The sequence below is a fragment of the Sphingomonas changbaiensis NBRC 104936 genome, from assembly GCF_000974765.1.
Taxonomy (GTDB): Bacteria; Pseudomonadota; Alphaproteobacteria; order Sphingomonadales; family Sphingomonadaceae; genus Sphingomonas_B; species Sphingomonas_B changbaiensis.
This window is the reverse complement of record NZ_BBWU01000016.1, coordinates 124182-144512: the sequence shown is the minus strand read 5'-3', so window position 1 is coordinate 144512 and position 20331 is coordinate 124182. Positions and strand designations below refer to the sequence as shown.

The window sequence follows — 20331 nt, the reverse complement described above, 5'->3', positions numbered from 1 at the left end:
AACCCTCTCCCCGCTCGGCCTCGCAGGGCCGAGTCGCCCTCTCCCCTGGAGGGAGAGGGATCGTTTAGGGTAGTCGCTCGGGGACCATGTTCTCGTCGGCGATCATGGCCTCGAACTGGGCGCTGGAGTCGGTGCCGTCGGTCTGGTGCGCCAGCAGGGCTGGCTCGGCCGCGTCGCTGCCGCCACGCCGGCGCCGAGTCAGCGCATAAACCGTCGCCGCGACGCCGCCCAGGATCGCGGCGGCCGCCCAGGGGCGCATCTGCGCTTCCAGCGCCAGGCTCTGCTTGCGGACATAACCGTCCCGGTTGCTGTGCACGAAGCCGTCGCGGCGGGGACGGAACAGATTGTCGGCCTCGCCCTTGCGCGCCGGCTTGTCGGTGACCTGGATCGGATATCCGATCAGTTCCATCACCTTGTCGGTCAGGCCGGGAGCAAGATTCCCAGCCTTGCTGATCATCAGCCCGGCGCCGCCGACCGTCATCTCCCGCTTGCGATTCTCTGCCGCGAACAGGATCGCGCGGGCGACGAGATCGGGATCATAGACGATCGGCGGGATCTTCGCGGGCTCGTCGAGCTTGTTGCGGGCATGTTCGGGATAAGGCGTGTCCATCCCGTTCGGCTTGATGAGAGTCACCGAAACAGGCGCCGCGTCTGCCTCCAGCTCCATCCGCAGCCCGTCGGTAAAGCCCTTCACCGCGTGCTTCATGGCCGAGTACACGCTCTGGTAGATCATCGTGCGCTCGGAGAGGACCGAGCCGACATTGATGATCGCGCCGCCCCGTTCCTTCAGCGTGCGCGCCGCATAGAGCGATGCCGCCACCAGCCCAAAATAGCCGACGTCGAACACGCGGCGATGCTCGTCCATCGTGGTTTCATCGAGCTTGCCGTACATGGCGACCGCGGCATCGTTGACCCACGTGTCGAACGGGCCGAAACGCTCCTCGCAGAAGCCGCCGACCCGCTCGGCTGCGTTCTCTTCAGCGATGTCGACCGGGTAGGCTGCCGCCCGGCCGCCTTTCAGCTTGATCTGCTCGACCGCCTCGTCGAGCGCGTCCTTGTTTCGTGCGACCAGAACCACGCGCGCCCCGGTTTCGGCCGCGCGCCGCGCCGTCGCGAGCCCGATCCCGCTCGAGGCTCCGGTGATCACGATAATCTGTTCGGCAAGCGGCTTCAGTCGCCCGGGCATGTCGTTTCCTCCGGCTGGTTGCCGGGGGAACGCGTGAAAAGAAATTCCTCTCCCTTGAGGGGAGAGGAACAGCGGAGCTTGGCAGCTTGCTGCCTAGTGGAGCTAGGAGAGGGTGGTTGGCTCGGCGCCCAGCTCCCTCTCCCCGCTCGGCCCCGCAGGGCCGAGTCGCCCTCTCCCCTGAAGGGAGAGGGTCGATTTACCTGAACGGCGGTTCGTTGAACGCCCTGAGCTTGCGGCTGTGCAGCTTGGCGCCTTCGCGGCGGAGCTCGGCGCAGGCTTCGATGCCGATCCGCATATGCTCGTTGATCGCGCGTTCGTAGAAGCGGTTCGCCTGGCCGGGGAGCTTCAGTTCGCCGTGCAGCGGCTTGTCGGAGACGCAGAGCAGGGTGCCGTAGGGCACGCGGAAACGATAGCCCTGCGCCGCGATCGTCGCCGATTCCATGTCGACGCCGACGGCGCGGGACAGCGAGAAACGCAGCGCCGACTGGCTGTAGCGCAGCTCCCAATTGCGGTCGTCGGTGGTGACGATGGTGCCGGTGCGCAGCCGCCGCTTCAGCACGTCGCCGCTTTCGCCCGAGATCGTCTCCGCCGCGCGGTAGAGCGCCTGCTGCACCTCGGCGATCGCCGGCACCGGGATTTCGGGCGGCAACACGTCGTCGAGCACATGATCGTCGCGCAGATACGCATGGGCCAGCACATAATCGCCGATCCGCTGGCTGGGTCGAAGGCCGCCGCAATGGCCGATCATCAGCCAAGCCTCGGGCCGCAGCACGGCGAGGTGATCGGTGATCGTCTTCGCGTTCGACGGCCCGACGCCGATGTTGACGAGGCTGATTCCGGACCGGTCGGGCGCGGTCAGGTGCCAGGCCGGCATCTGGTGCCGCCGCCACGCGTAATCGGCGACTGCCTTGTCCGGATCGACGGTTTCCGGCGTCATGTAGAGGCCGCCCGGGCCGGAGAGCGCCGTGAACCGATCGTCTTCGCCGAGCGTCTTGCACGCCCATTGGACGAACTCGTCGACATAGCGATGGTAGTTGGTGAACAGGATGTAGCGCTGCACATATTCGGGCGGCGTGCCGGTATAGTGCCGAAGCCGCGCGAGCGAGAAATCCGTGCGCAGCCCGTCGAACAGCGCCAGCGGACGCGGCAGCTCGCCGTCGGTGGCCGGAATGCCGTCCGCGATCTCGTCGCCGATATAGGCGAGCTCCGTCGCCGGAAACCAGCGCGCCAGCTCGGCCGGAGAGACGCCTTCGAGCGTCAGGTCGTGGCCGGGATCGAGAACGTATGGGAACGGGATTTCCTGCCGGCTCTTCGTCACCTCGACGGTCACGCCATAGCCTTCGATCAGCAGGTTCAGCTGCTCGGTCAGATAATCCGCGAACAGACGCGGACGGGTGACCGTCGTCGCATAGGTGCCGGGGGCAACCAGACGTCCGAACGATCGGATCGGTACTGGCGTCGGACCGCCGCCACGATAGCGCAGCCGCAACTCTGGATAGCAGAAGAGGCCATCCTTGCGGGCCTTGCGGTCTGGCTTCGTGCCGTCGAGCGCGAAGGCGGACATTGCCGTCTGCAGGGCCTCGACCGCCTCGTCATAGATGCGCGCGAGCTCCCCGATGAGCGCGCTGGGGTTCTGTTCGATCTTCTTCTCTGTCATGGCGGGTCGTTAATGGCCCGCCATGACAGTGGCAAGTCATGCGTTGTCGCGGGTCTTGTCGGTCGATCCGCCGCTCACCTTGTCGCGCAATGCGCCGGCGGTCTCGACGATCTTGTCCTTGTGCATCACGGCCGCTGCCGCGGCTGCGACGCCGCCCAGCACGGCTGCGGTCGTGCCGGGATTGTTCTTCACTGCGTCCATGCCGCCCTGCAGCAGCTCGCCGGCACGGTCCTTCAGATCGCTCGCGCGATCGGCCATCGTCGTGCCGCCCTGGTTGCGGTCCTGACCGGACTGGTTGTTGTTCGCCATTGCTAGCCTCCATTGAAAGGTCAGCAGTAACAACCGCCCGCAAAGCGGGTCCGTTCCGGGGCTTAGAGCTGATCCAGCATATATTCGGCAGAACTCACCTTGAATTCGCCGGGCTGTTCGACGTTCAGTTCCTTCACCACGCCGTCATCGACGATCATCGAGAATCGCTGGCCGCGCGTGCCCATGCCGAACTTGCCGAAATCGGAATCGAGCCCAAGCGCCTTGACGAACGCGCCATTGCCGTCGGCGAGCATCGTCACCTTCCCATCGGCACCGGCCTGCCTGGCCCAGGCGCCCATCACGAACGCGTCATTGACCGCTGTACACGCGACTTCGTCGACGCCCTTGGCCTTCAGCTCGTCGATCTTGTCGACGAAGCCGGGCAGGTGGCGCGCCGAGCAGGTCGGCGTGAACGCGCCGGGGACCGAAAACAGCGCGATCTTGCGCCCCGCGAAATAGTCATCGGCCTGCACTGCATCCGGACCGTTTTCCGTGGCCTTGATCAGAGTTGCGTTCGGCAGCTTGTCGCCAACTTTGATCGTCATGGTCGTCTCCTCGTCACGCCCGAGTCGGGCCTTGCCTTGCCTCGTGTCGAGGTGATCGAGGAGCGTCAAGGGATTGGGCTTGCCGGTCGCGTCGCCTATAGCAGGACGATGAGTCCCCCGTTCCTCACCGGCCAGCTCCTGCTCGCCATGCCCGGCATCGGAGATCCGCGCTTTGAAAAGGCGGTTGTCGCCGTGTGCATGCACGATGAGCGGGGGGCGCTCGGCATCGGCGTCGGCCGGCTGGCGCCGCGCCTCGGCTTTCATGCCCTGCTCGAGCAGTTCGACATTCCTGCCGGAGGCTCGCCCGACGCGCCGGTCCATCTCGGCGGCCCGGTCGATCCGCAGCGCGGCTTCGTCCTGCACTCGCTCGACTGGGGCGGGCAGGACACGATGGAAGTGGACGGCCGTTTCGCGCTGACCAACACGATCGACGTGCTGCGCGCGATCGCGGAAGGGAAGGGCCCCAGCCGCTGGCTCGCCGCGCTTGGCTATGCCGGCTGGAATGAAGGCCAGCTCGACGGAGAAATGACGCGCCATGGCTGGTTCACCGTGGAGGCTACCGAGACGCTCCTTTTCGAAACGCCGGTCGAGCAACGCTGGAGCGCTGCCTTCCAAAGCGCCGGCGTCGACCCGCGCCTGCTGAGCGCCAGCGCCGGTCAGGCCTAGCGGCGCACGAAGAACAGAACGGCGACGCCGACGCCGATCGCAATCACCAGAAAGCGCAGCGCCGTTGGACTGATCGCGCTGGCAAGGCGGCCGCCCAGCGCGCCCCCGAACAGTGAGCCCATGGCCATCACCAGCGCGGCGCTCCAGGCGAGCCGTCCCGAGCCGGCGAACAGCAGGACGGCGGCGAGATTGGCTGCAAGGGCAAGCGCCTGCTTCAGGCCGTTCAGGCGCGTGAGGCTGTCGTCCAGCGTCAGGCCCAGCACGGCCAGGAAGATAACGCTCAGCCCTGCGCCGAAATAACCGCCGTAAATGGCGGCGAGGAAGACCGGGAGAATGGCCCAGCCGATGCCGAGCACGCCGGAGCGGCGCTGCAGCGCACCGCGAATCCGGTCCTGCACGCCCAGCAGTGCGCAGCCACCGAGCAGCAGCCAGGGGACCAGCGCCTGGAACAGCTTTTCGCTGCTCACCAGGATCAAATACCCGCCCGCCAGTCCGCCGATCAGCGCGAGAGGGGCGAGCAGCCACAGGCGCGGCGCCTGGCCTTTCAGGTCCCGCGCCTGGCCGATGACGCCGCCGATATAGCCGGGGAGAAGCGCGACGGTATTGGTGACGTTCGCCGAAATCGGCGGCAATCCCGCGGCGATCAGCGCCGGAAAGGTCAGGATCGATCCGCCGCCCGCCAACGCATTGATCGCACCGGCACCGACTGCGGCGAAACCGAGGAGCGCGAGCTCGGCTGGGCTCAGGCGGCGAGCCTCAGCTCGAGTCGGCCCCAGATCTCGACCAGTGCGTCGGTCAGCTCGCGCATCATTTCAGGCGTGTGGGTCGGGCCCGGCGTGAAGCGCAGCCGTTCGGTGCCGCGGGGCACGGTCGGATAGTTGATCGGTTGAACATAGACGCCATACTCGGCGAGCAGGATATCGCTGATCCGCTTGGCCTCGACGGGATCGCCGACCATCAGCGGCACGATGTGCGTCGTCGAGTTCATCACGGGCAGGCCGGCGCCGGCGAACATCGCCTTCAGCATTGTGGCTGCCGCCTGCTGGCCTTCGCGCTCCTCGCTCGATTCCTTCAGATGGCGCACCGAGGCGAGCACGCCGGCCACCAGCACCGGCGAGAGGCTGGTCGTGAAAATAAAGCCCGGCGCATAGGACCGGATCACATCGACGATCACCTGGTCGGCCGCGATATAGCCGCCCATCACGCCGAACGCCTTGCCGAGCGTCCCTTCGATCACGGTCAGCCGGTGCGCGACGCCTTCGCGTTCCGAAATCCCGCCGCCGCGCGGGCCATACATGCCGACGGCGTGGACCTCGTCGAGATAGGTGAGCGCGCCATATTTGTCGGCCAGGTCGCAGATCGCCGCGATCGGCGAGATGTCGGCGTCCATCGAATAGACGCTTTCGAACGCGATCAGCTTGGGCGTGTCCGGAGCTTCGGCCGCGAGCAGCTCTTCCAGGTGGGCGAGATCGTTGTGCCGGAACACGCGCTTCTCGCATCCCGAGTTGCGAATGCCCGCAATCATCGACGCGTGGTTGAGCTCGTCGGAGAAAATCACACAGCCGGGCAGGATCTTGGCGAGCGTGGAAAGCGTCGCTTCGTTCGAGACATAGCCCGACGTGAACAGCAAGGCCGCTTCCTTGCCGTGCAGGTCGGCCAGTTCGGCCTCCAGATCGACGTGATAATGGGTGTTGCCGCCGATGTTGCGCGTGCCGCCGGCGCCGGCGCCGACATCGTGCAGCGCTTCTTCCATCGCCGCGATGACCTTCGGGTGCTGGCCCATCGACAGATAGTCGTTCGAGCACCAGACGGTGATCGGCTTCGGCCCGTTATGCCCGGCAAAGCAGCGCGCGTTGGGGAACATGCCCTTGTTGCGCAGAATGTCGATGAATACCCGGTAGCGGCCCTCGCCGTGCAAACGGTCGATCGCCTGGGTGAAGATGCGATTATAATCCAAAGCCGTAACCTGCTTGCCGGTCCCGCGTGGTGCCCGTTTACATTCGCGGGACCGGTCAAGCCAGTGAGAATCGCTCGCAATAGGCGTCAGACTGCGAGGGCTTTGGTGCGCCGAACGCGCGCAGCGCCCGCGATTGCGCCAAATCCCGCCAGCAGCATCGCCCAGGTCGCCGGCTCAGGGACCGCGCCGGCCGCGTTCGCCGTTCCGGCAAGATCGTCGACACGGAAGGCCGTGGGCGGGCCAAAGTCGCTGACCCGGAAATCAAGGGTGTTGGTGCCGGCCACAAACCCGCTGTTCAGCATGAACGGCACGAGGGAGCCGAAGCCGTCGATATTGATGCCGGTGTCGACGCCGTTCAGGAAAATCCGACCGGCGTTGTCGGTGCCGCCGCTGCCCGTGATCACCGCGGTCGTCGGATCGAGGCCGGCGAGCGAGAAGGACAGGCGATAGAAGGTGACGTTGCTGCCGGGGCTGCCGTCCGCGGACAGCGAAACCCATCGCGAGTTCGCATCATTGGCGACATAGCAGCACTGGAATGTGACCGCCTGGTGGCCTGCGAAGCCCGGCGAGGTCGACGAGAAGATCGAATAATGCGGATCGACGACCCCATTCCCCCCGACCAGTGCGACATTGTTCGCGTCGGTGCCGGTGTTGAACAGGCCGGGAATAGTCGCCGCCGAGGCCGGGCTCGCGACAGCCACCCCAAACGCCAGAAGTGTGATCGCTTTCATCGCGGAACTCCCCTTTTCAGTTGAGTGCGACCGCGGGCTTTTTCGAGAAGCCGATCCTACATCAACTCGGGCAACTCGGCCATCGAAAAGATGCCGTTTGCAGACGGGCGCGTCCGCTTCGCGGCCGGTCAGAGCCGGGCGATCTCGGTCAATCCAAAGCGCGCCAGTGCAGGACGGAGCGTGTCGATGCCGCTGTCGGTCCCGGTGAACACGGCCACTCCCGGTCCAGGCGCGGTTGGCCATTCCTGCTTGTCCGTCAGGAACGCGATCCGGCGTGCAATCCCCTCGGCGCCGTCGACATAGGCGATGGGCCAGGCCGCGGAGAGCTCCGGCTCGACCAGGCGGAAGTGCGTGCAGGCGAGGACGACGGTGTCGATCCGCTCGCCGCCGGGCTGATCGGTCAGCCCTTCCAGGATGCGCGCATAGGCGGCCGGGTCGGTTGCCTCGCCGCGCAATTTCGCTTCGGCCAGATCGACCAACTCGGCAGACCCATGGCGCAGCACCAGGCAATCGCCGGCGAACTCGGCTGCGAGGCGATCGACATAGGGCTGACGGATTGTCGCATCGGTGCCGAGCACGCCGATCGCGCGGCTCTTCGACAGCAGGGCGGCGGGCTTGATCGCCGGCACCGTGCCGACGACGGGCAGGTCGAGCGCGCTCCGCACATGCGCGAGCGCGATCGTCGACGCGGTATTGCACGCGATCACCACCAGCCGCGGGCGGTAACGTTCGACCAGGCGCCCCAGCAGCGCGGGAACGCGCGCCGCAATCTCCGCTTCGGACTTGGTGCCATAGGGGTAGCCGGCGCTATCGGCGGCGTAGACGATCGGCGCGTTCGGAAGCAGCTTCTGCGTGGCCGCGAGAACGGACAACCCGCCCACGCCGGAATCGAAGAACAGGAGCGGGCGGGTGTCGGTCATGTGGAGGCTATGGCGTCCTCGTCGCTGCCATCGCAACCCCAAAGCCGGTTCGGGCTGAGCTTGTCGAAGCCCTCCCTTTCTCCTGCGACAAATCGGAAGAAGAAGGAGAGGCCTTCGACAAGCTCAGGCCGAACCGGATGGAGGCTTGCTCCTTCACTCGACGGCTTTATGCTCGGCCGCCATGGGGGCGCAAACAACCGACGTGCTTTGGGAAATGCCGGCGCTTGCGCTGGCGCTTGGCTATCTGCTCGGCTCGATCCCGTTCGGCCTTCTGCTGACCCGCTTCGCCGGCGCCGGCGACATTCGCGCGATCGGCTCGGGCAACATCGGCGCGACGAACGTGCTGCGGACCGGGCGCAAGGGCCTTGCCGCCGCCACCATGCTTCTCGACGCGCTGAAAGGCGCGGCCGCGGTCTGGATCGGCGAAGCGATCGTGCCCGGTGGCGGTCTGCTCGGCGCGGCGGGTGCCTTCTTCGGCCATTGCTACCCGATCTGGCTGGGATTCAGGGGCGGCAAGGGCGTCGCGACGTTCGGCGGCATCGCCTTCGCCGCCTGGTGGCCCATCGGCGTCATCTATCTGGTCGTGTGGCTCGGCGTGTTGGCGCTCAGCCGCTATTCATCGGTCGGCGGGCTTGCTGCCGCGCTCAGCGCGCCCGTTGCAGCCTTCGCATTCGGGCGGACTGATTTCGGCATCCTGTTCGTCGCGCTCGCGCTGCTGGTCTTCTGGAAACACCGCGAGAACATCGCGCGGCTGCTGGCGGGCACCGAGCCGAAGGTCGGGCGCAAGAGTGGCTGACGTCGAGCCGGATCACCGCGCGGCCAAGCTTCGGCTGCTGCGCACCCCGAACATTGGTCCGGTCAGCTATCGGCAGTTGATCGCCCGGTTCGGGAGCGCGGACGCGGCGCTGGAGGCGCTGCCGATGCTCGCGGCACGCGGCGGCCGCCGCGACGTCCGGCCCGCCGATCCGCGCCAGGTTGAACGCGAGCTTGCCGCAATCGCAAAACTCGGCGCTACAGCGCTGTTCGCCGATGAGCCTGCCTATCCCGCGCTACTGCGGCAGACCGAGAGCGCGCCGCCGATGCTGATCGTGCGCGGGCACCTGGAGCTGCTCGATCGGCCGATGGTGGCCATCGTCGGCGCCCGTAATGCGTCGGCGGCGGCATGCCGTTTCGCGCGCGGGCTCGCGCAGCAGCTGGCGGGCGAGGGCGCGACGATCGTCTCGGGCCTGGCGCGCGGCATCGACACTGCCGCCCATGTCGGCGCGCTGCAGGGCGGAACGGTGGCCGTCATCGCCAGCGGGATCGATGTCGCCTATCCGCCCGAGAACGCCGCGTTGCAGGAAAAGATCGCGACCGATGGCTTGCTCATCGCGGAGCAGCCGCCCGGCACCGAACCGCTCGCCCGCCACTTCCCGTCGCGCAACCGCATTATCGCCGGCCTGTCGCTCGGGACGGTGGTGGTGGAGGCGGCGCCCAAGTCCGGATCGCTGATCACCGCGCGCATCGCGGCCGAGCTGGGCCGCGAAGTGATGGCCGTGCCCGGCTCGCCGCTCGATCCGCGTGCGCAGGGGTGCAATCTGCTGATCCGCGACGGCGCGACGCTGATCCAGAACGCCGCCGACGTGCTGGAGCAGATCCGCCCGATCGATGCGCGCGCGGTTGCTCAACCGATCGGCGGATATGAAAGCGGGCCCGTCGAGGACGCATCCGACGCAGAGCGTGAAGTGGTCCTCGATCTGCTTGGGCCGACGGCAGTGCCGGTGGACGAGATTATTCGCCTGTCGGGCCTGCCGAGCGCGGTCGTGCAGACGGCGCTGCTGGAGCTGGAGCTCGCAGGCCGGCTCGAACGTCATGCCGGCGGCCGCGTGGGGCTCGTCGCCTGATGCGCATCTTCCGTCACCTCTATGCCCAGGTGCTGGTCGGCATCGCCCTGGGCGTCTTGGTCGGCTGGCTGTGGCCGAGCTTCGGCGCCGCGCTGAAGCCGCTCGGCGACGCGTTCATCAAGCTGGTCAAGATGATGATCGCGCCGATCATCTTCACGACGGTGGTGCTCGGCATCGCCAAGATCGGCGACCTGCGCGCGCTCGGCCGCGTCGGGCTGAAGGCGCTGCTCTATTTCGAGGCGGTGACGACGCTGTCGCTGGTGATCGGGCTCGTCGTCGTGAACGTGATCCGGCCCGGCGCCGGCGTCCACGCCAATCCCGCCACGCTCGACCTGACCGGCGTCGCCGATGCTGCGGGCAAGGCGAAGGAGCAGGGCGTCGCGCAGTTCCTGCTCGGCATCATTCCGGACAGCTTCTTCGGCGCGCTGACCGGCGGCGAGCTGCTGCCGGTGCTGCTGGTCGCGATCCTTTCGGGGCTCGCGCTCGCGCACATGGGCGAGGCGGGCGAGGCGGGCGTGCGCTTCCTCGATCGGGCAAGCGAGTTCTTCTTCCGCATCATCGCAATGCTGATGCGCGTCGCGCCGATCGGCGCGTTCGGTGCGATGGCGTTCACGATCGGCAAATATGGCGTCGGCACGCTCGCCCAGCTCGGCGCGCTGCTGCTCAGCGTCTATGTGACCTGCCTGCTGTTCGTGTTCGTGGTGCTGGGCGCAATCGCCTGGAGCTGCGGGTTCAGCATCCTCGCGTTCCTTCGCTACATCGCCGCCGAAATCCTGATCGTGCTCGGCACCTCATCGTCCGAAACGGCGCTGCCGCGGCTGATGCGCAAGCTGGAGGATCTGGGCTGCGCCAAGCCGGTCGTCGGCCTGGTCGTTCCCACCGGCTATTCGTTCAACCTGGACGGCACCTCGATCTATCTGACGATGGCGGCCATGTTCATCGCCCAGGCCACCGGAACCGACCTGTCGCTCGGCCAGCAATTGGGCCTGCTTGGCATTCTGCTGCTCACATCGAAAGGCGCCGCGGGCGTGACCGGCAGCGGCTTCGTGACGCTCGCAGCAACCCTCAGCGCCACCCACACCGTCCCGGTCGCCGGCATCGCGCTGATCCTCGGCATCGACCGCTTCATGTCGGAAGCGCGCGCGATCACGAACATCATCGGGAACGGCGTCGCGACCGTCGCCATCGCCCGCTGGGAAGGCGCCCTCGACCGCGACCGCATGAAGCGCGTGCTCGCCGGCGAGCCGGTCCACGATCCGGTGCTGGCGAGCGAGTAAACGCTTCTTCCGTCATTCCCGCGCAAGCGGGAATCCCGGTTTTTGTTCGCGCGAAGCCGCGAAGGCGCGAAGGGAAACGTGATCCTTCTTCGCGCCTTCGCGGTTTCGCGTGGGATTGATCAGACTCCGCGCTGCCGCGCGAATCTCAGGGCTTGCGGCGGATCGGCACCGGGATGTTGCAGATATCCGCGCCGCCCGCGGGGACGATGAAGAATGCGTCCTTCCGGTTCGCCCGCGCATTCGCATAGGCGGCGAAGCTGGCGCTTTCGGTCGACAGATACTGGAGATGCGGCCGCTCCGCCTCCGGCAGCTCGGACGCGAGCCGGATCGAGACGATCGGCACCCGCTGCTCCGCTTTCTCATAGACGCCGAGCGGCCCCGTCCCGCGCGGCAGGCTCGACAGGTTCTCGATCCCATCCACCACGCGCCCGACCAGCGCGATGTTGCGATCCAGATGCCGCGGCGCATGGCCGATGACGGTGTAGAGTTCGGCACCGGTTCCCGCGTCCGGCGACAGGTTCCGGCCGACCCCCACCATGCCGTAGCAGTGGACGGGCCAGTACCTGGCGGTTGAGCGGTGACCTTCGCTCGCTACTGGCCAGCCTTGGTATATCTCCACGAATGATGCGTAGGGATCACGCTCGTGCCAGTCCTTTTGTCCGCTCGGTCTCGTTTTTCGCGGGGCGGCAGCATCGAGAGCTTCTGCTGTGGACGCTTCAGCCTCGGGCGTTCTTTCCGCCCCGAATTTAGCAAGCTGCACGGCGATTCCATCCACGGAATAGCCAGATTCCGTTGTTTTCATCATCGCCGCCGGCAGCGGCTTCTTCTCGGTCGGATCGCCCCATTGCGCGACATAGTTGTCCTGCACGCGCGTGACGGCGGTGCCGTCCCACCAATGTGCTTTCGCCAGCGTGCGAATGTTCGCGATCCAGGGCTGGGAGAAGGGCGGCGGCATCAGCTGGATCACCACCTTCCGACCGGCCCCGTCGCGATCGGGCGCAAGCTGCATCACCAGCAGGTCATTGGGCGCGATATCGACCCAATCCGCAGCCGGCGCCGCGGCGACGATCTCGCTCGGCGCCTTGGGCGCGGTCGCGGAGGAGGGGGTGGCAGCTTGGAGAAGAAGCATCAATCCGATCATCGGATGAGCATGGCACGAGCCGGCCACACCGAACAGACCCTTGCGCCGCGCATGACGGAGTGTATTATAGAAGCAATACACGTTCGGGAGGAAACATGCGATTCAAGGCTCTGCTCACAGCGCTTCTGTGCCTGTCCGCCCCCGCCCGCGCTGCGGAGCCGGCGCCGGTCGAGGTGATGATCGTCGGCACCTACCACATGTCCAATCCCGGCCGCGATCTGCACAACATGAAGGCGGACGACGTGCTCGCGCCGAAGCGCCAGGCCGAGCTTGCCGCGATCGCCGCTTCGCTCGCCCGGTTCCGGCCGACCAAGATCGCGGTGGAGTGGGATGCCCCGGTCGTTGCCGAGCGCTATCCGAAATATCTGGCCGGCACTTTGGAGCCGTCGCACAACGAAGTCGTCCAGCTCGGCTTCAGGCTCGCGAAGGCCGCCGGATCGGTGCCGGTCTTTGGCATCGATGTCGAAGGCGAATTTCCCTACGAACCGGTCAAAGCCTATGCGGCCGCGCACGGCATGACGCCATCGCTCGATGCGCACGGGGCCGACGTGGACCGCGCGATCGCTGAACGCGAGCGCGTCCTCGCCGACAAGGGCATCGCGGCCACGCTCAGATCGATGAACGACCCGGCCCGGATCAAGGCGGACCAAGATTTCTATCGCTCCATGCTGCGGATCGGCGGCGGCGCGGAACAGCCCGGGGCGGATCTTCTCACGGCCTGGTATCGTCGCAATTTCCTGATCTGCGCCAATCTGATCCAGCTGTCCCGCCCGGGCGACCGCATCGTGGTGTTCTACGGCGCGGGCCATGCCTTCCTGCTGCGTCAATGCGTCAGCGAAACTCCGGGCATGATACTGGTCGAGGCGAATGCCTGGCTGCCGCGATGACGGCGCGGGTTGCTCTCGCAAACGGGGCCGACTAGAGGCTCCCGTTCCAGGGCATGCGGAGCGGTGGCCGAGTGGTCGAAGGCGCTCGCCTGGAAAGTGAGTATACGGCAAAACCGTATCGAGGGTTCGAATCCCTCCCGCTCCGCCATTCCGGCCTTTCTTAGGCTCCCCAAACCTCCCAAAATCTGCTAGAAAATGGCTGAAAACAGCCGATTATGTGTCCACGCATGTCCTTGTCCGTTCACTGCAATCCGTGTGGGGCCGTGGGTCAAATTGTGGGGCTGGACCGGCTTTGGAGGTGTAGGATGGGTAAGCTGACCGCCCTGAAAGTGAAGTCGCTGAGTGAGCCCGGGAGCTACTCGGACGGTGATGGACTCATGCTGGTCGTCAGGCCGAGCGGATCGAAGAATTGGATCATGCGGATCACCATCGCGGGCAAGCGACGCGACATAGGATTGGGGTCGTACAAGACCACAACGCTCGCCGATGCGCGCGAGGCGGCCGATGAGATGAGGCGAAAGGTCGCACGCGGGATAGACCCACTAGCCGAGCGGCGGGCAGAGCGGATTGTCATCCCTACGTTTCAGGAGGCCGCCAAGGCCGTCCACGAGGAGCACAAGGCGGCCTGGAAAAACGGCAAGCACCAGGATCAATGGCTGACGACCCTGAAGACCTATGCCTTTCCAGCTTTGGGCAAGAAGCTGGTCAGCGAAATCGAGGGGCCCGCCATCCGCGACGTGCTGGCGTCGATCTGGATCGCAAAGCCGGAGACGGCACGGCGGGTGCGGCAGCGGATCGGTGCCGTGCTCGACTGGTCATATGCAAAGGGGTTTCGAGCGACCGAAGCGCCGATGCGCTCGCTTTCGAAAGGGCTGCCGAGGCAGCCCAAGAAGGACGGGCACTTCGAAGCGATGCCCTACCCCGATGTGCCGGCCTTCATCATCAAGCTCCGTGAGCGATCGTCGATGGGGGCGGTTGGCGCTCGAAGCGCTGATCCTCACCGCCGCCAGGTCCGGCGAAATTCGCTTGGCCGGCTGGGACGAGCTCGACCTCGATGCTGGCCTCTGGTCGATCCCAGCAGCGCGCATGAAAATGGGTCGAGCTCACATGGTGCCGCTCTCGGCCGAGGCGGTCGATGTTTTCCGTCGTGCCGAAAAGCTTCGGATCCCGGCGACGGATCTCGTCTTCTACGGGCAGAATGTGAAGCGGCCGATGTCAGACATGACCCTGCTCAAGATACTGAGAGACTCCGACCTTGAAGTGACGGTGCATGGCTTCCGGTCGGCGTTTCGCGACTGGGTGGCTGAGAGGACCAACTATCCAGGCGAGGTGGCGGAAGCCGCATTGGCACACGCAATCCCGAATAAAGTCGAAGCCGCGTACCGCCGCACCGATTTTCTTCAAAAGCGTCGCGCATTGATGCGCGAATGGGGCGCATATTGCCTTGGTGGCGCGCCTAAGCGCCAGCGCGCGAGGGGAGGGAAGGAGTAGGGACGTAGATCTGCATCTGACGGTACGCGACATCTGTGGTTTCAGACCACCGGCGCCTGAAAAGCGCCCCTAGCTGCCGATCCTAGCAGCCACCGCTGTCGTCGGCTTTTCACCGCACAGCGGACATTGGAAGGCGCTCCAGCCTGTACGAAGTTGCCATTCGTTCACCCGGGCGGCGAGAGGCTCAGTTTAACTGCCGCGCGGGACTGCCGGGCGCATTCATGCGTTGGGCCGCTTCGGTCCAGCGGAACGATCATGCCGGAGCGCCAACTGACGCGGTAGGCGCTAGAGCGACCTTGGAGACGATGTTAGGGCCTCGCGCGACGGTAGGACGTTGAGAAGCTCAAAGAAGCCGTTTTCAAGGATTGCGCTCGGCCGCGCGGTTTCCGCCCTAACGCGATAGGACCGTTCCTGCTCGATCTCCTCGGGCGTCCAGTGCGAGATCCTGACCAATTTCTCATAAGTCTGCGGGTCTACAGCGGTCCCATACCGCGCCCAGACGGAAAAAAGGCCGGCGTCATTGGCCATGACGATGTCCTTGGCGAGGCTGTCCCCGACATAGGCGCTGGCCTCGACCGCAGCGCCCTCGCGCGCGCAGATTTCCAGCAGCACGTCCGCCGAGGGCTTCCGCTGATGGTGTGAGAGTTCGACGACCTTGTCCAAATCCGTGTCGGAGGCGATCGCGCGTATCTTGCTGGGATCCGGATGCGACGAAGGCGAGCGCTCGCGGCAGTAAATCCGGTCGAAATGTTCGAACAGCGAGAGCCGCGACAGCCGGTCAACGATAGAATGATATTTGGCCTCGGAATGGGCCAGCACCCGGATACCGCGCGATCGCAGCTTCGCCAGTGTTTCATGAACCCCGGGATAGGTCCGCAACGTCTCCTTGCGGGTGCGGTTATAGGCATGGAGCGCGGGGTCGATGTGGCGGGCGAGGTCGATCGCCGAGAATTGCGGAAAATGGGACCGCAGCAGCTCGGTCTCTAGCGCGGCAAAGCCATGCTCGGAATCATGGTTGCGTCTGTGAACACGGCGAAAATCATCGATCAGCGCGTCTCGGTCGCAGCCGACGATCTCCACGATCTTGTCGAGCATCGCGTAGAAGGACGGCACGAAAAAGCCGACCCAGTCGTAGAGGGTGTTGTCGAGATCGCAGACCAGATGGGCAATCCGCTCGCTCACCGCGTCTTGCCCGCTACACCGGCCTCTCCGGCGGCTGATGCAGGTGCTGGGGACACTTGGTTGGAGGATTGATCTTGCTCGGCCTGCTTCGACCTTTCTGCCCGTTCCGTATGCTCGGTTGGGCCGCCGTCCGACGCCGCCTTGCCATGATGTTCGATGGTAATGTTAGAGGCGTTCGTCACCGCAAAGAGCAGGAGTGCCGAGATGATCAGCACCCAGCTGGCAAGCGTGTAGAAGCTGCCAACCTTGTCTCCGGCCGTCTTAAAGTTCGAGCCACCATATTTACTTCCCGGCGCGCCGTTCGCGGACGCGTCCGAGTTCCGGCTGAAATGCGAAATCGCTTGGGTCAGGCCCTTCTCCTGCTGCAACAGCGGCTTCATATGGGTTTCCTCAAAGTCCTCGCCGAACGCGACGGCGCCTCGCAGCATCTGATGGTAGACGCCAAGGTCGAGCTTACGGACGGCGGTGAGCGCCAACACGCCCGCCAGGATGATAAACACGGTGACGTGGAGCCGCCAGCCTCCCCAGACTACGAGGCTAAAATCCTCGCCTTGACCCAACAAGACCAAGCCAACGCCGAGCGCCGCGGCGACGAACGCTAGGCCCAGCTGGCGCGATTTCGTGGCCATCTCGTTAAAGTGCATCTGGGTGTCGATCGATTTAGACCAGACCGCAATCTTCTGATCCGTTGTCATGGCCGAGGAACCGCCGGGAGACGGCGGGAGTGGGGCCGGGGGCGGAGCCGAAGTTGCCATAGGTGATTACCTCAAATCTGGTCCTGAACGGGGCACGCGATCCTATCAGCCACGCGCACCGGTGCCAGCGCGGAAACGTCACCCCGCGCGGCGCTGAGCGCGTGGAGTGCCGACAAGCCCACTAAACCTATTGGAGCGCACGCGAACAACAAGGAACGCGTCAGGTCGCGTGCAAGTCTTATCAGGCAGGCCGCCGCAATCGATCAATTGCGTGCTCGGTTCAACTTCACGTTGCGCCATTCAACGTGCGAGACCTGCTACCGTCCCTACCTCCTCCGTCGGGCGGCAGTGGCCGGCAGCGAGATCCGACGAAGTTCAGTTTCCTAGCCGGCTACCCGGGCCAGTCGAGCGGAGTTGCAACCACGCGGGCCGACGCACAATAATCCAGCGGCTACACGATTGACTCGTAGCCATTTTTCTGACTCTTTCAATCGATAAGCTTTGGCACTGATCCGCCGTTAACGCTTCAGAGGGGAGAAGCGGACGTGAACAGGCTCTACTTTGGCGACAACATCGATGTGCTTCGTAAGCACGTCGCGGATCGCAGCATTGACCTGATCTACTTGGATCCGCCGTTCAACTCGCAGGTCACCTACAATCTACTTTACAGAACCCCCCTACAAGATGGGCCCAGCGGCCAGCTCCGTGCCTTCAAAGACACCTGGAGCTGGGAAGAGGACGCGGCTTCGCTTGCTCTGGACGCGGTGCGTGAGCGCGACGTTAGCCTCTTCCGGGTGCTCGTTGCTCTTCAAGCGTCGCTCGGTGAGAGCGATCTGATGGCTTATTTGGTCATGATGTCCATCCGGCTCCTAGAGCTTCGGCGGGTGTTGAAGGAGGACGGTACAATCGTCCTTCACTGCGATCCCACCGCATCGCACTACTTGAAAGTAATCCTGGACGGCATTTTTGACGGCAGGTGCTTCAAGAACGAAATCGTTTGGCTTCGGAACCTAGGACGATCCCACAGCAAACGGCGTCTCCCATCCAATCACGACACACTGTTAATGTACGCCGACTCGTCGGCGTTTTGGAACGAGGATCAAGCCTTTCTGAAGTATGATCCTGATAATCTGGCCGAAAAGACGAAACAGAAGTATGGGTGCGTCGATGAGGCGGGTCGGCAATACCAGCTGACGAGCCTTATCAATCCAAATCCCGATCGCCCGAACCCCCACTCCCACCAATGCCAATTTCGGGTGGCCGGAAAGCCAAAGATCAGGTTCCACTCGATCTTGAAGAGCCGGTGCTCGTGCCGCAGCAAACGTCAAGCCTGCGAAAGGGGAGGGCATGATGATTCTGCCGTGGTGCTCGTGTCTTCCGGCCTGTCGCACACCCAGTGAAGTGTCTGTTTTTGGGCCTGGTCAGAGCAGCCCCCGAGCGTCTGAGTAGGGGCGCAACGCCGACGGGGCGCGTAGGCTGCGCTTCTGACCGGAATGGGTACGGAGCTGACGTCCGCCACTGCATAGGGCGTGCCGACAGTTATCGGCCAATTTTAAGTCGCAATATGTGAATGGGCAATCCGAAGAGTGTCGGCGTTTCGCGCCACGCGCGACCGCTGCTCTATTCCGCTTGGCGCTCCACCGAGCCGCTGACGCGTCTCGACCCATGCGGGTGACGATCAGCTAACGGGTGGCCGGGCTGCTCCCGGCTTGGCGGTCATCGCTGGCGCGATGGCGTTGTTCGCCGGCCGCGGCAAAGGGGGTGGGCGTCGCTCCCCTCTAGGCCCGCCTCGGCGTGCCGCAAGCCGGGCTGCGCCCGCCTCGTCCACTCCGTTCCGGCCCTTACGGGTGCGGCCCGCCTGTGCCGGCGGGCCTGCCGGTCCGCTCCTTGCCGCCCACCCCCTTTTCCGGGGCCGGTGCGGTGTTTGGAAGAAGGAGCAAGAGCAATGGAACTGCGTCACATCGATTTGACACGCCTGTCCGTCTCGCCCGCCAACATGCGCGGCAAGGGCAAGCCGGACCTGACGAACATCCTGCCGTCTATCCTACTGGAGGAGTTCGACAAGGCGATCGCGCGCTGCACGCAGCCGCACAAGCGGAATGGGAAGGTCTACAAGATCATCCTGTTCGGCTCGTATGCGCGGAGCGACTGGGTCGACGAGCCCGAGAACGGCTATCAGTCCGACTTCGACCTGCTGATCGTCGTCAGCCATGAAGACCTGACCGACATCGCCGATTACTGGTACGTTGCCGAGGATCGGATCGCCCGCGATCCAGCGATCGGCCGGCCGGTCAACATCATCGTCCACTCGCTCGATCAGGTGAACAGCGCGCTCTCGCGCGGCGAATATTTCTGGGTGGATATCGCGCGTGACGGCATCGCGCTTTACGAGCTGCCTTGCCACGCGCTTGCTACACCAAAGCCGCTCGGTGCGGCCAACGCTTATCGAATGGCACAGGATTACGCCAAAGAATGGTCCGAAACCGCCCGACAGTTCTTAATGCAGGGCACCGAAGCGACTGAACGTGGCTGGAACAAGAACGCTGCCTTCCTACTGCATCAGGCAACTGAGCGCCTTTACATCTGCTTCCTGCTGGTGCGGACGCTGTATTTCCCGCGTTCGCACAACATCAAGTTCCTGCGCTCATTGGCAGAGGACAAGGAGCCACGTCTGGTCGAGGCATGGCCGCGCGCGACCCGACAGGATCGCGCGCGTTTCGAGCGACTGAAGCGCGCCTATGTCGAGGCGCGCTATTCGGCGAGCTACGCGATTACGCGAGAAGACCTCGACCTGTTGGCCGCGTCGATTACGAAGCTGGGCGACATCGTCGCCGCCGTTTCACAGGAGCGGCTGGCGGACCAACAATAGCGGCGGCTCGGGTCCTCCGCTGACGCTCCGGCCGTGTCGGTGCGGGCGGCTCCTTGTGCCCGGCCGACCTGGACCGGCGTCGACGGGAACGGGTCCCGATCGGCTTTCAAGGAGACCTCACATGCCTGCCATCGGTTATGTCACCAGGGACGAGAACGGCACTTTCAAGGGCCAGCTGAAGACCCTCAGCATCCGCGCGGAGATCGCGATCGTGCCGAACAGCCGCAAGGCAAACGACGTGCAGCCGGACTATCGGGTCCTCGCGGGCGACGTCGAGATCGGCGCCGGCTGGATGCGCCGGTCGGAGGCGAGCGGACGCGACTATGTGTCACTGAGCCTGGCGGCTCCGGAGTTCGGACCGCGGCGGCTCTACGCCAATCTCGGCCGCGCCGCTGGCCAGGACGAGAACGTCTTCGCGGTTCTCTGGAACCCGGCTGACTGACGCGGTTACGCGGCGCGCCACCTCGGATGGCGCGCCGCAATCCTCATGCACCTGCTGCTTCAGGCGGCGACGCGCGCCTCGATATCAAGCGGTAATTGCGCGCTTCTGCCGTGCACATCCTGGTCGTTCGCGCAAATCGTATCGTCTCCGGCACCGACGCTGATCCATTCGATCGGCCAGCCGATCTCGAGCGTCTTCCGTCCATTTTCGCGGGCGATCGAGATCGCAGCCGCGCCTTCGATCGCGACCTCGAACGCGCAGCTCTGCGCGCCGAAATCATAGTCGCCGCGCACCAGCGTGCCGTCGGAAAAGGCGAGCGCAAAACCCTCGCGAACAGCCCGCAGCGGCAGCTCGATGGTCACTTCGACGTCACCCGAAAGCTTCAATTTGGCCCCATCAGCGGCCTCGATCCGCACGCCCATGATGTACTTCCTTCCTCGACTCGGCAGGTCGGCAGAATAGAACATAGAGGGAACATAGGGCAAGCGGGTCG

Annotated in this window: 21 protein-coding genes, 1 tRNA gene and 1 pseudogene; 11 read left to right on the top strand and 12 right to left on the bottom strand. The window is 65.0% G+C overall.

Annotated elements, in window-relative coordinates:
- Positions 1–64 precede the first annotated feature (64 nt).
- From SCH01S_RS03850 to SCH01S_RS03835, 4 genes are all read right to left on the bottom strand, one after another.
- On the bottom strand, positions 65–1186 hold the full coding sequence (locus SCH01S_RS03850) for an SDR family oxidoreductase (protein WP_046347447.1): 1122 nt from the start codon (positions 1184–1186) through the stop codon (positions 65–67).
- A gap of 196 nt (positions 1187–1382) precedes the next feature.
- Positions 1383–2843 carry an AMP nucleosidase gene (locus SCH01S_RS03845; RefSeq protein WP_046347446.1) on the bottom strand — a complete coding sequence of 487 codons (1461 nt, stop codon included), beginning with the start codon at positions 2841–2843 and terminating at the stop codon, positions 1383–1385.
- 36 nt (positions 2844–2879) lie between these two features.
- Positions 2880–3152 (bottom strand): hypothetical protein, encoded by a 273-nt coding sequence (locus SCH01S_RS03840; RefSeq protein ID WP_046347445.1) that lies wholly within the window; start codon positions 3150–3152, stop codon positions 2880–2882.
- A 62-nt stretch (positions 3153–3214) separates the two neighbouring features.
- Positions 3215–3697: a peroxiredoxin gene (locus SCH01S_RS03835; protein WP_046347491.1), complete on the bottom strand. Its 483-nt coding sequence runs from the start codon at positions 3695–3697 to the stop codon at positions 3215–3217.
- Positions 3698–3805: 108 nt separating this feature from the next.
- Here SCH01S_RS03835 and SCH01S_RS03830 point away from each other — a divergent pair, with 108 nt between their 5' ends.
- Positions 3806–4363: a YqgE/AlgH family protein gene (locus SCH01S_RS03830; RefSeq protein ID WP_046347444.1), complete on the top strand. Its 558-nt coding sequence runs from the start codon at positions 3806–3808 to the stop codon at positions 4361–4363.
- Here SCH01S_RS03830 and SCH01S_RS03825 read toward each other — a convergent pair.
- The 4 genes from SCH01S_RS03825 to murI all read right to left on the bottom strand — a co-directional run bounded on the left by SCH01S_RS03825 (position 4360) and on the right by murI (position 7971).
- Positions 4360–5109: a sulfite exporter TauE/SafE family protein gene (locus tag SCH01S_RS03825; RefSeq protein WP_046347443.1), complete on the bottom strand. Its 750-nt coding sequence runs from the start codon at positions 5107–5109 to the stop codon at positions 4360–4362. The two genes, SCH01S_RS03830 and SCH01S_RS03825, sit on opposite strands and share 4 nt — an antisense overlap.
- Complete coding sequence (gene hemA, locus SCH01S_RS03820; RefSeq protein WP_046347442.1) at positions 5106–6320, bottom strand: 5-aminolevulinate synthase; 1215 nt, start codon at positions 6318–6320, stop codon at positions 5106–5108. The genes SCH01S_RS03825 and hemA overlap by 4 nt, the downstream gene beginning before the upstream one ends.
- 86 nt (positions 6321–6406) lie before the next feature.
- Positions 6407–7051, bottom strand: a complete 645-nt coding sequence (locus SCH01S_RS16910; protein WP_046347441.1) for a PEPxxWA-CTERM sorting domain-containing protein — start codon at positions 7049–7051, stop codon at positions 6407–6409.
- 128 nt (positions 7052–7179) lie between these two features.
- On the bottom strand, positions 7180–7971 hold the full coding sequence (gene murI / locus SCH01S_RS03810; protein ID WP_046347440.1) for a glutamate racemase: 792 nt from the start codon (positions 7969–7971) through the stop codon (positions 7180–7182).
- A 181-nt stretch (positions 7972–8152) separates the two neighbouring features.
- Here murI and plsY point away from each other — a divergent pair, with 181 nt between their 5' ends.
- The 3 genes from plsY to SCH01S_RS03795 are packed head-to-tail and all read left to right on the top strand — an operon-like array spanning position 8153 to position 11131.
- Positions 8153–8767 (top strand): glycerol-3-phosphate 1-O-acyltransferase PlsY, encoded by a 615-nt coding sequence (gene plsY, locus SCH01S_RS03805; protein WP_046347439.1) that lies wholly within the window; start codon positions 8153–8155, stop codon positions 8765–8767.
- Positions 8760–9854: a DNA-processing protein DprA gene (dprA, locus tag SCH01S_RS03800; RefSeq protein WP_046347438.1), complete on the top strand. Its 1095-nt coding sequence runs from the start codon at positions 8760–8762 to the stop codon at positions 9852–9854. Before plsY ends, dprA begins: the two co-directional genes overlap by 8 nt.
- A complete protein-coding gene (locus tag SCH01S_RS03795) occupies positions 9854–11131 on the top strand; it encodes a dicarboxylate/amino acid:cation symporter (protein WP_046347437.1) in 1278 nt (425 codons plus the stop codon). The genes dprA and SCH01S_RS03795 overlap by 1 nt, the downstream gene beginning before the upstream one ends.
- Before the next feature lie 145 nt (positions 11132–11276).
- Here SCH01S_RS03795 and SCH01S_RS03790 read toward each other — a convergent pair whose 3' ends face one another.
- Entirely contained in the window at positions 11277–12260 is a 984-nt protein-coding gene (locus SCH01S_RS03790; RefSeq protein ID WP_046347490.1) for a peptidylprolyl isomerase, read from the bottom strand.
- 107 nt (positions 12261–12367) lie between these two features.
- Between SCH01S_RS03790 and SCH01S_RS03785 the strand changes: the two genes are divergently transcribed.
- From SCH01S_RS03785 to SCH01S_RS17060, 4 genes and pseudogenes are all read left to right on the top strand, one after another.
- A complete protein-coding gene (locus SCH01S_RS03785; RefSeq protein ID WP_046347436.1) occupies positions 12368–13159 on the top strand; it encodes a DUF5694 domain-containing protein in 792 nt (263 codons plus the stop codon).
- A gap of 57 nt (positions 13160–13216) precedes the next feature.
- A tRNA-Ser gene (locus SCH01S_RS03780) sits at positions 13217–13307 on the top strand.
- A gap of 67 nt (positions 13308–13374) precedes the next feature.
- Positions 13375–13950 (top strand): annotated as a pseudogene (locus SCH01S_RS17465) (tyrosine-type recombinase/integrase); the annotation flags it as partial.
- Positions 13835–14650, top strand: coding sequence for a tyrosine-type recombinase/integrase (locus SCH01S_RS17060; protein ID WP_369385523.1), 816 nt, complete (start codon positions 13835–13837; stop codon positions 14648–14650). The pseudogene SCH01S_RS17465 and the gene SCH01S_RS17060, both read left to right, overlap by 116 nt.
- Positions 14651–14935: 285 nt before the next feature.
- Here SCH01S_RS17060 and SCH01S_RS03770 read toward each other — a convergent pair whose 3' ends face one another.
- A complete protein-coding gene (locus tag SCH01S_RS03770) occupies positions 14936–15832 on the bottom strand; it encodes an HAD family hydrolase (protein ID WP_052733755.1) in 897 nt (298 codons plus the stop codon).
- A complete protein-coding gene (locus SCH01S_RS03765; protein WP_046347435.1) occupies positions 15829–16527 on the bottom strand; it encodes a hypothetical protein in 699 nt (232 codons plus the stop codon). Before SCH01S_RS03765 ends, SCH01S_RS03770 begins: the two co-directional genes overlap by 4 nt.
- A gap of 545 nt (positions 16528–17072) precedes the next feature.
- On the opposite strand from SCH01S_RS03765, the gene SCH01S_RS03760 reads away from it, so the two are divergent.
- The 3 genes from SCH01S_RS03760 (at position 17073) to SCH01S_RS03750 (ending at position 19838) form a co-directional block, all read left to right on the top strand.
- The gene (locus SCH01S_RS03760) at positions 17073–17927 is read left to right on the top strand and encodes a DNA methyltransferase (protein WP_052733754.1); all 855 of its coding nucleotides are present in this window, start codon (positions 17073–17075) and stop codon (positions 17925–17927) included.
- Positions 17928–18472: 545 nt separating this feature from the next.
- A complete protein-coding gene (locus SCH01S_RS03755; protein WP_084689379.1) occupies positions 18473–19396 on the top strand; it encodes a HEPN domain-containing protein in 924 nt (307 codons plus the stop codon).
- A gap of 121 nt (positions 19397–19517) precedes the next feature.
- Positions 19518–19838: a DUF736 domain-containing protein gene (locus SCH01S_RS03750; protein ID WP_046347434.1), complete on the top strand. Its 321-nt coding sequence runs from the start codon at positions 19518–19520 to the stop codon at positions 19836–19838.
- Positions 19839–19897: 59 nt separating this feature from the next.
- Here the strand turns inward: SCH01S_RS03750 and SCH01S_RS03745 are convergent, their stop codons facing one another.
- The gene (locus SCH01S_RS03745; RefSeq protein ID WP_169746348.1) at positions 19898–20305 is read right to left on the bottom strand and encodes a hypothetical protein; all 408 of its coding nucleotides are present in this window, start codon (positions 20303–20305) and stop codon (positions 19898–19900) included.
- Positions 20306–20331 lie beyond the last annotated feature (26 nt).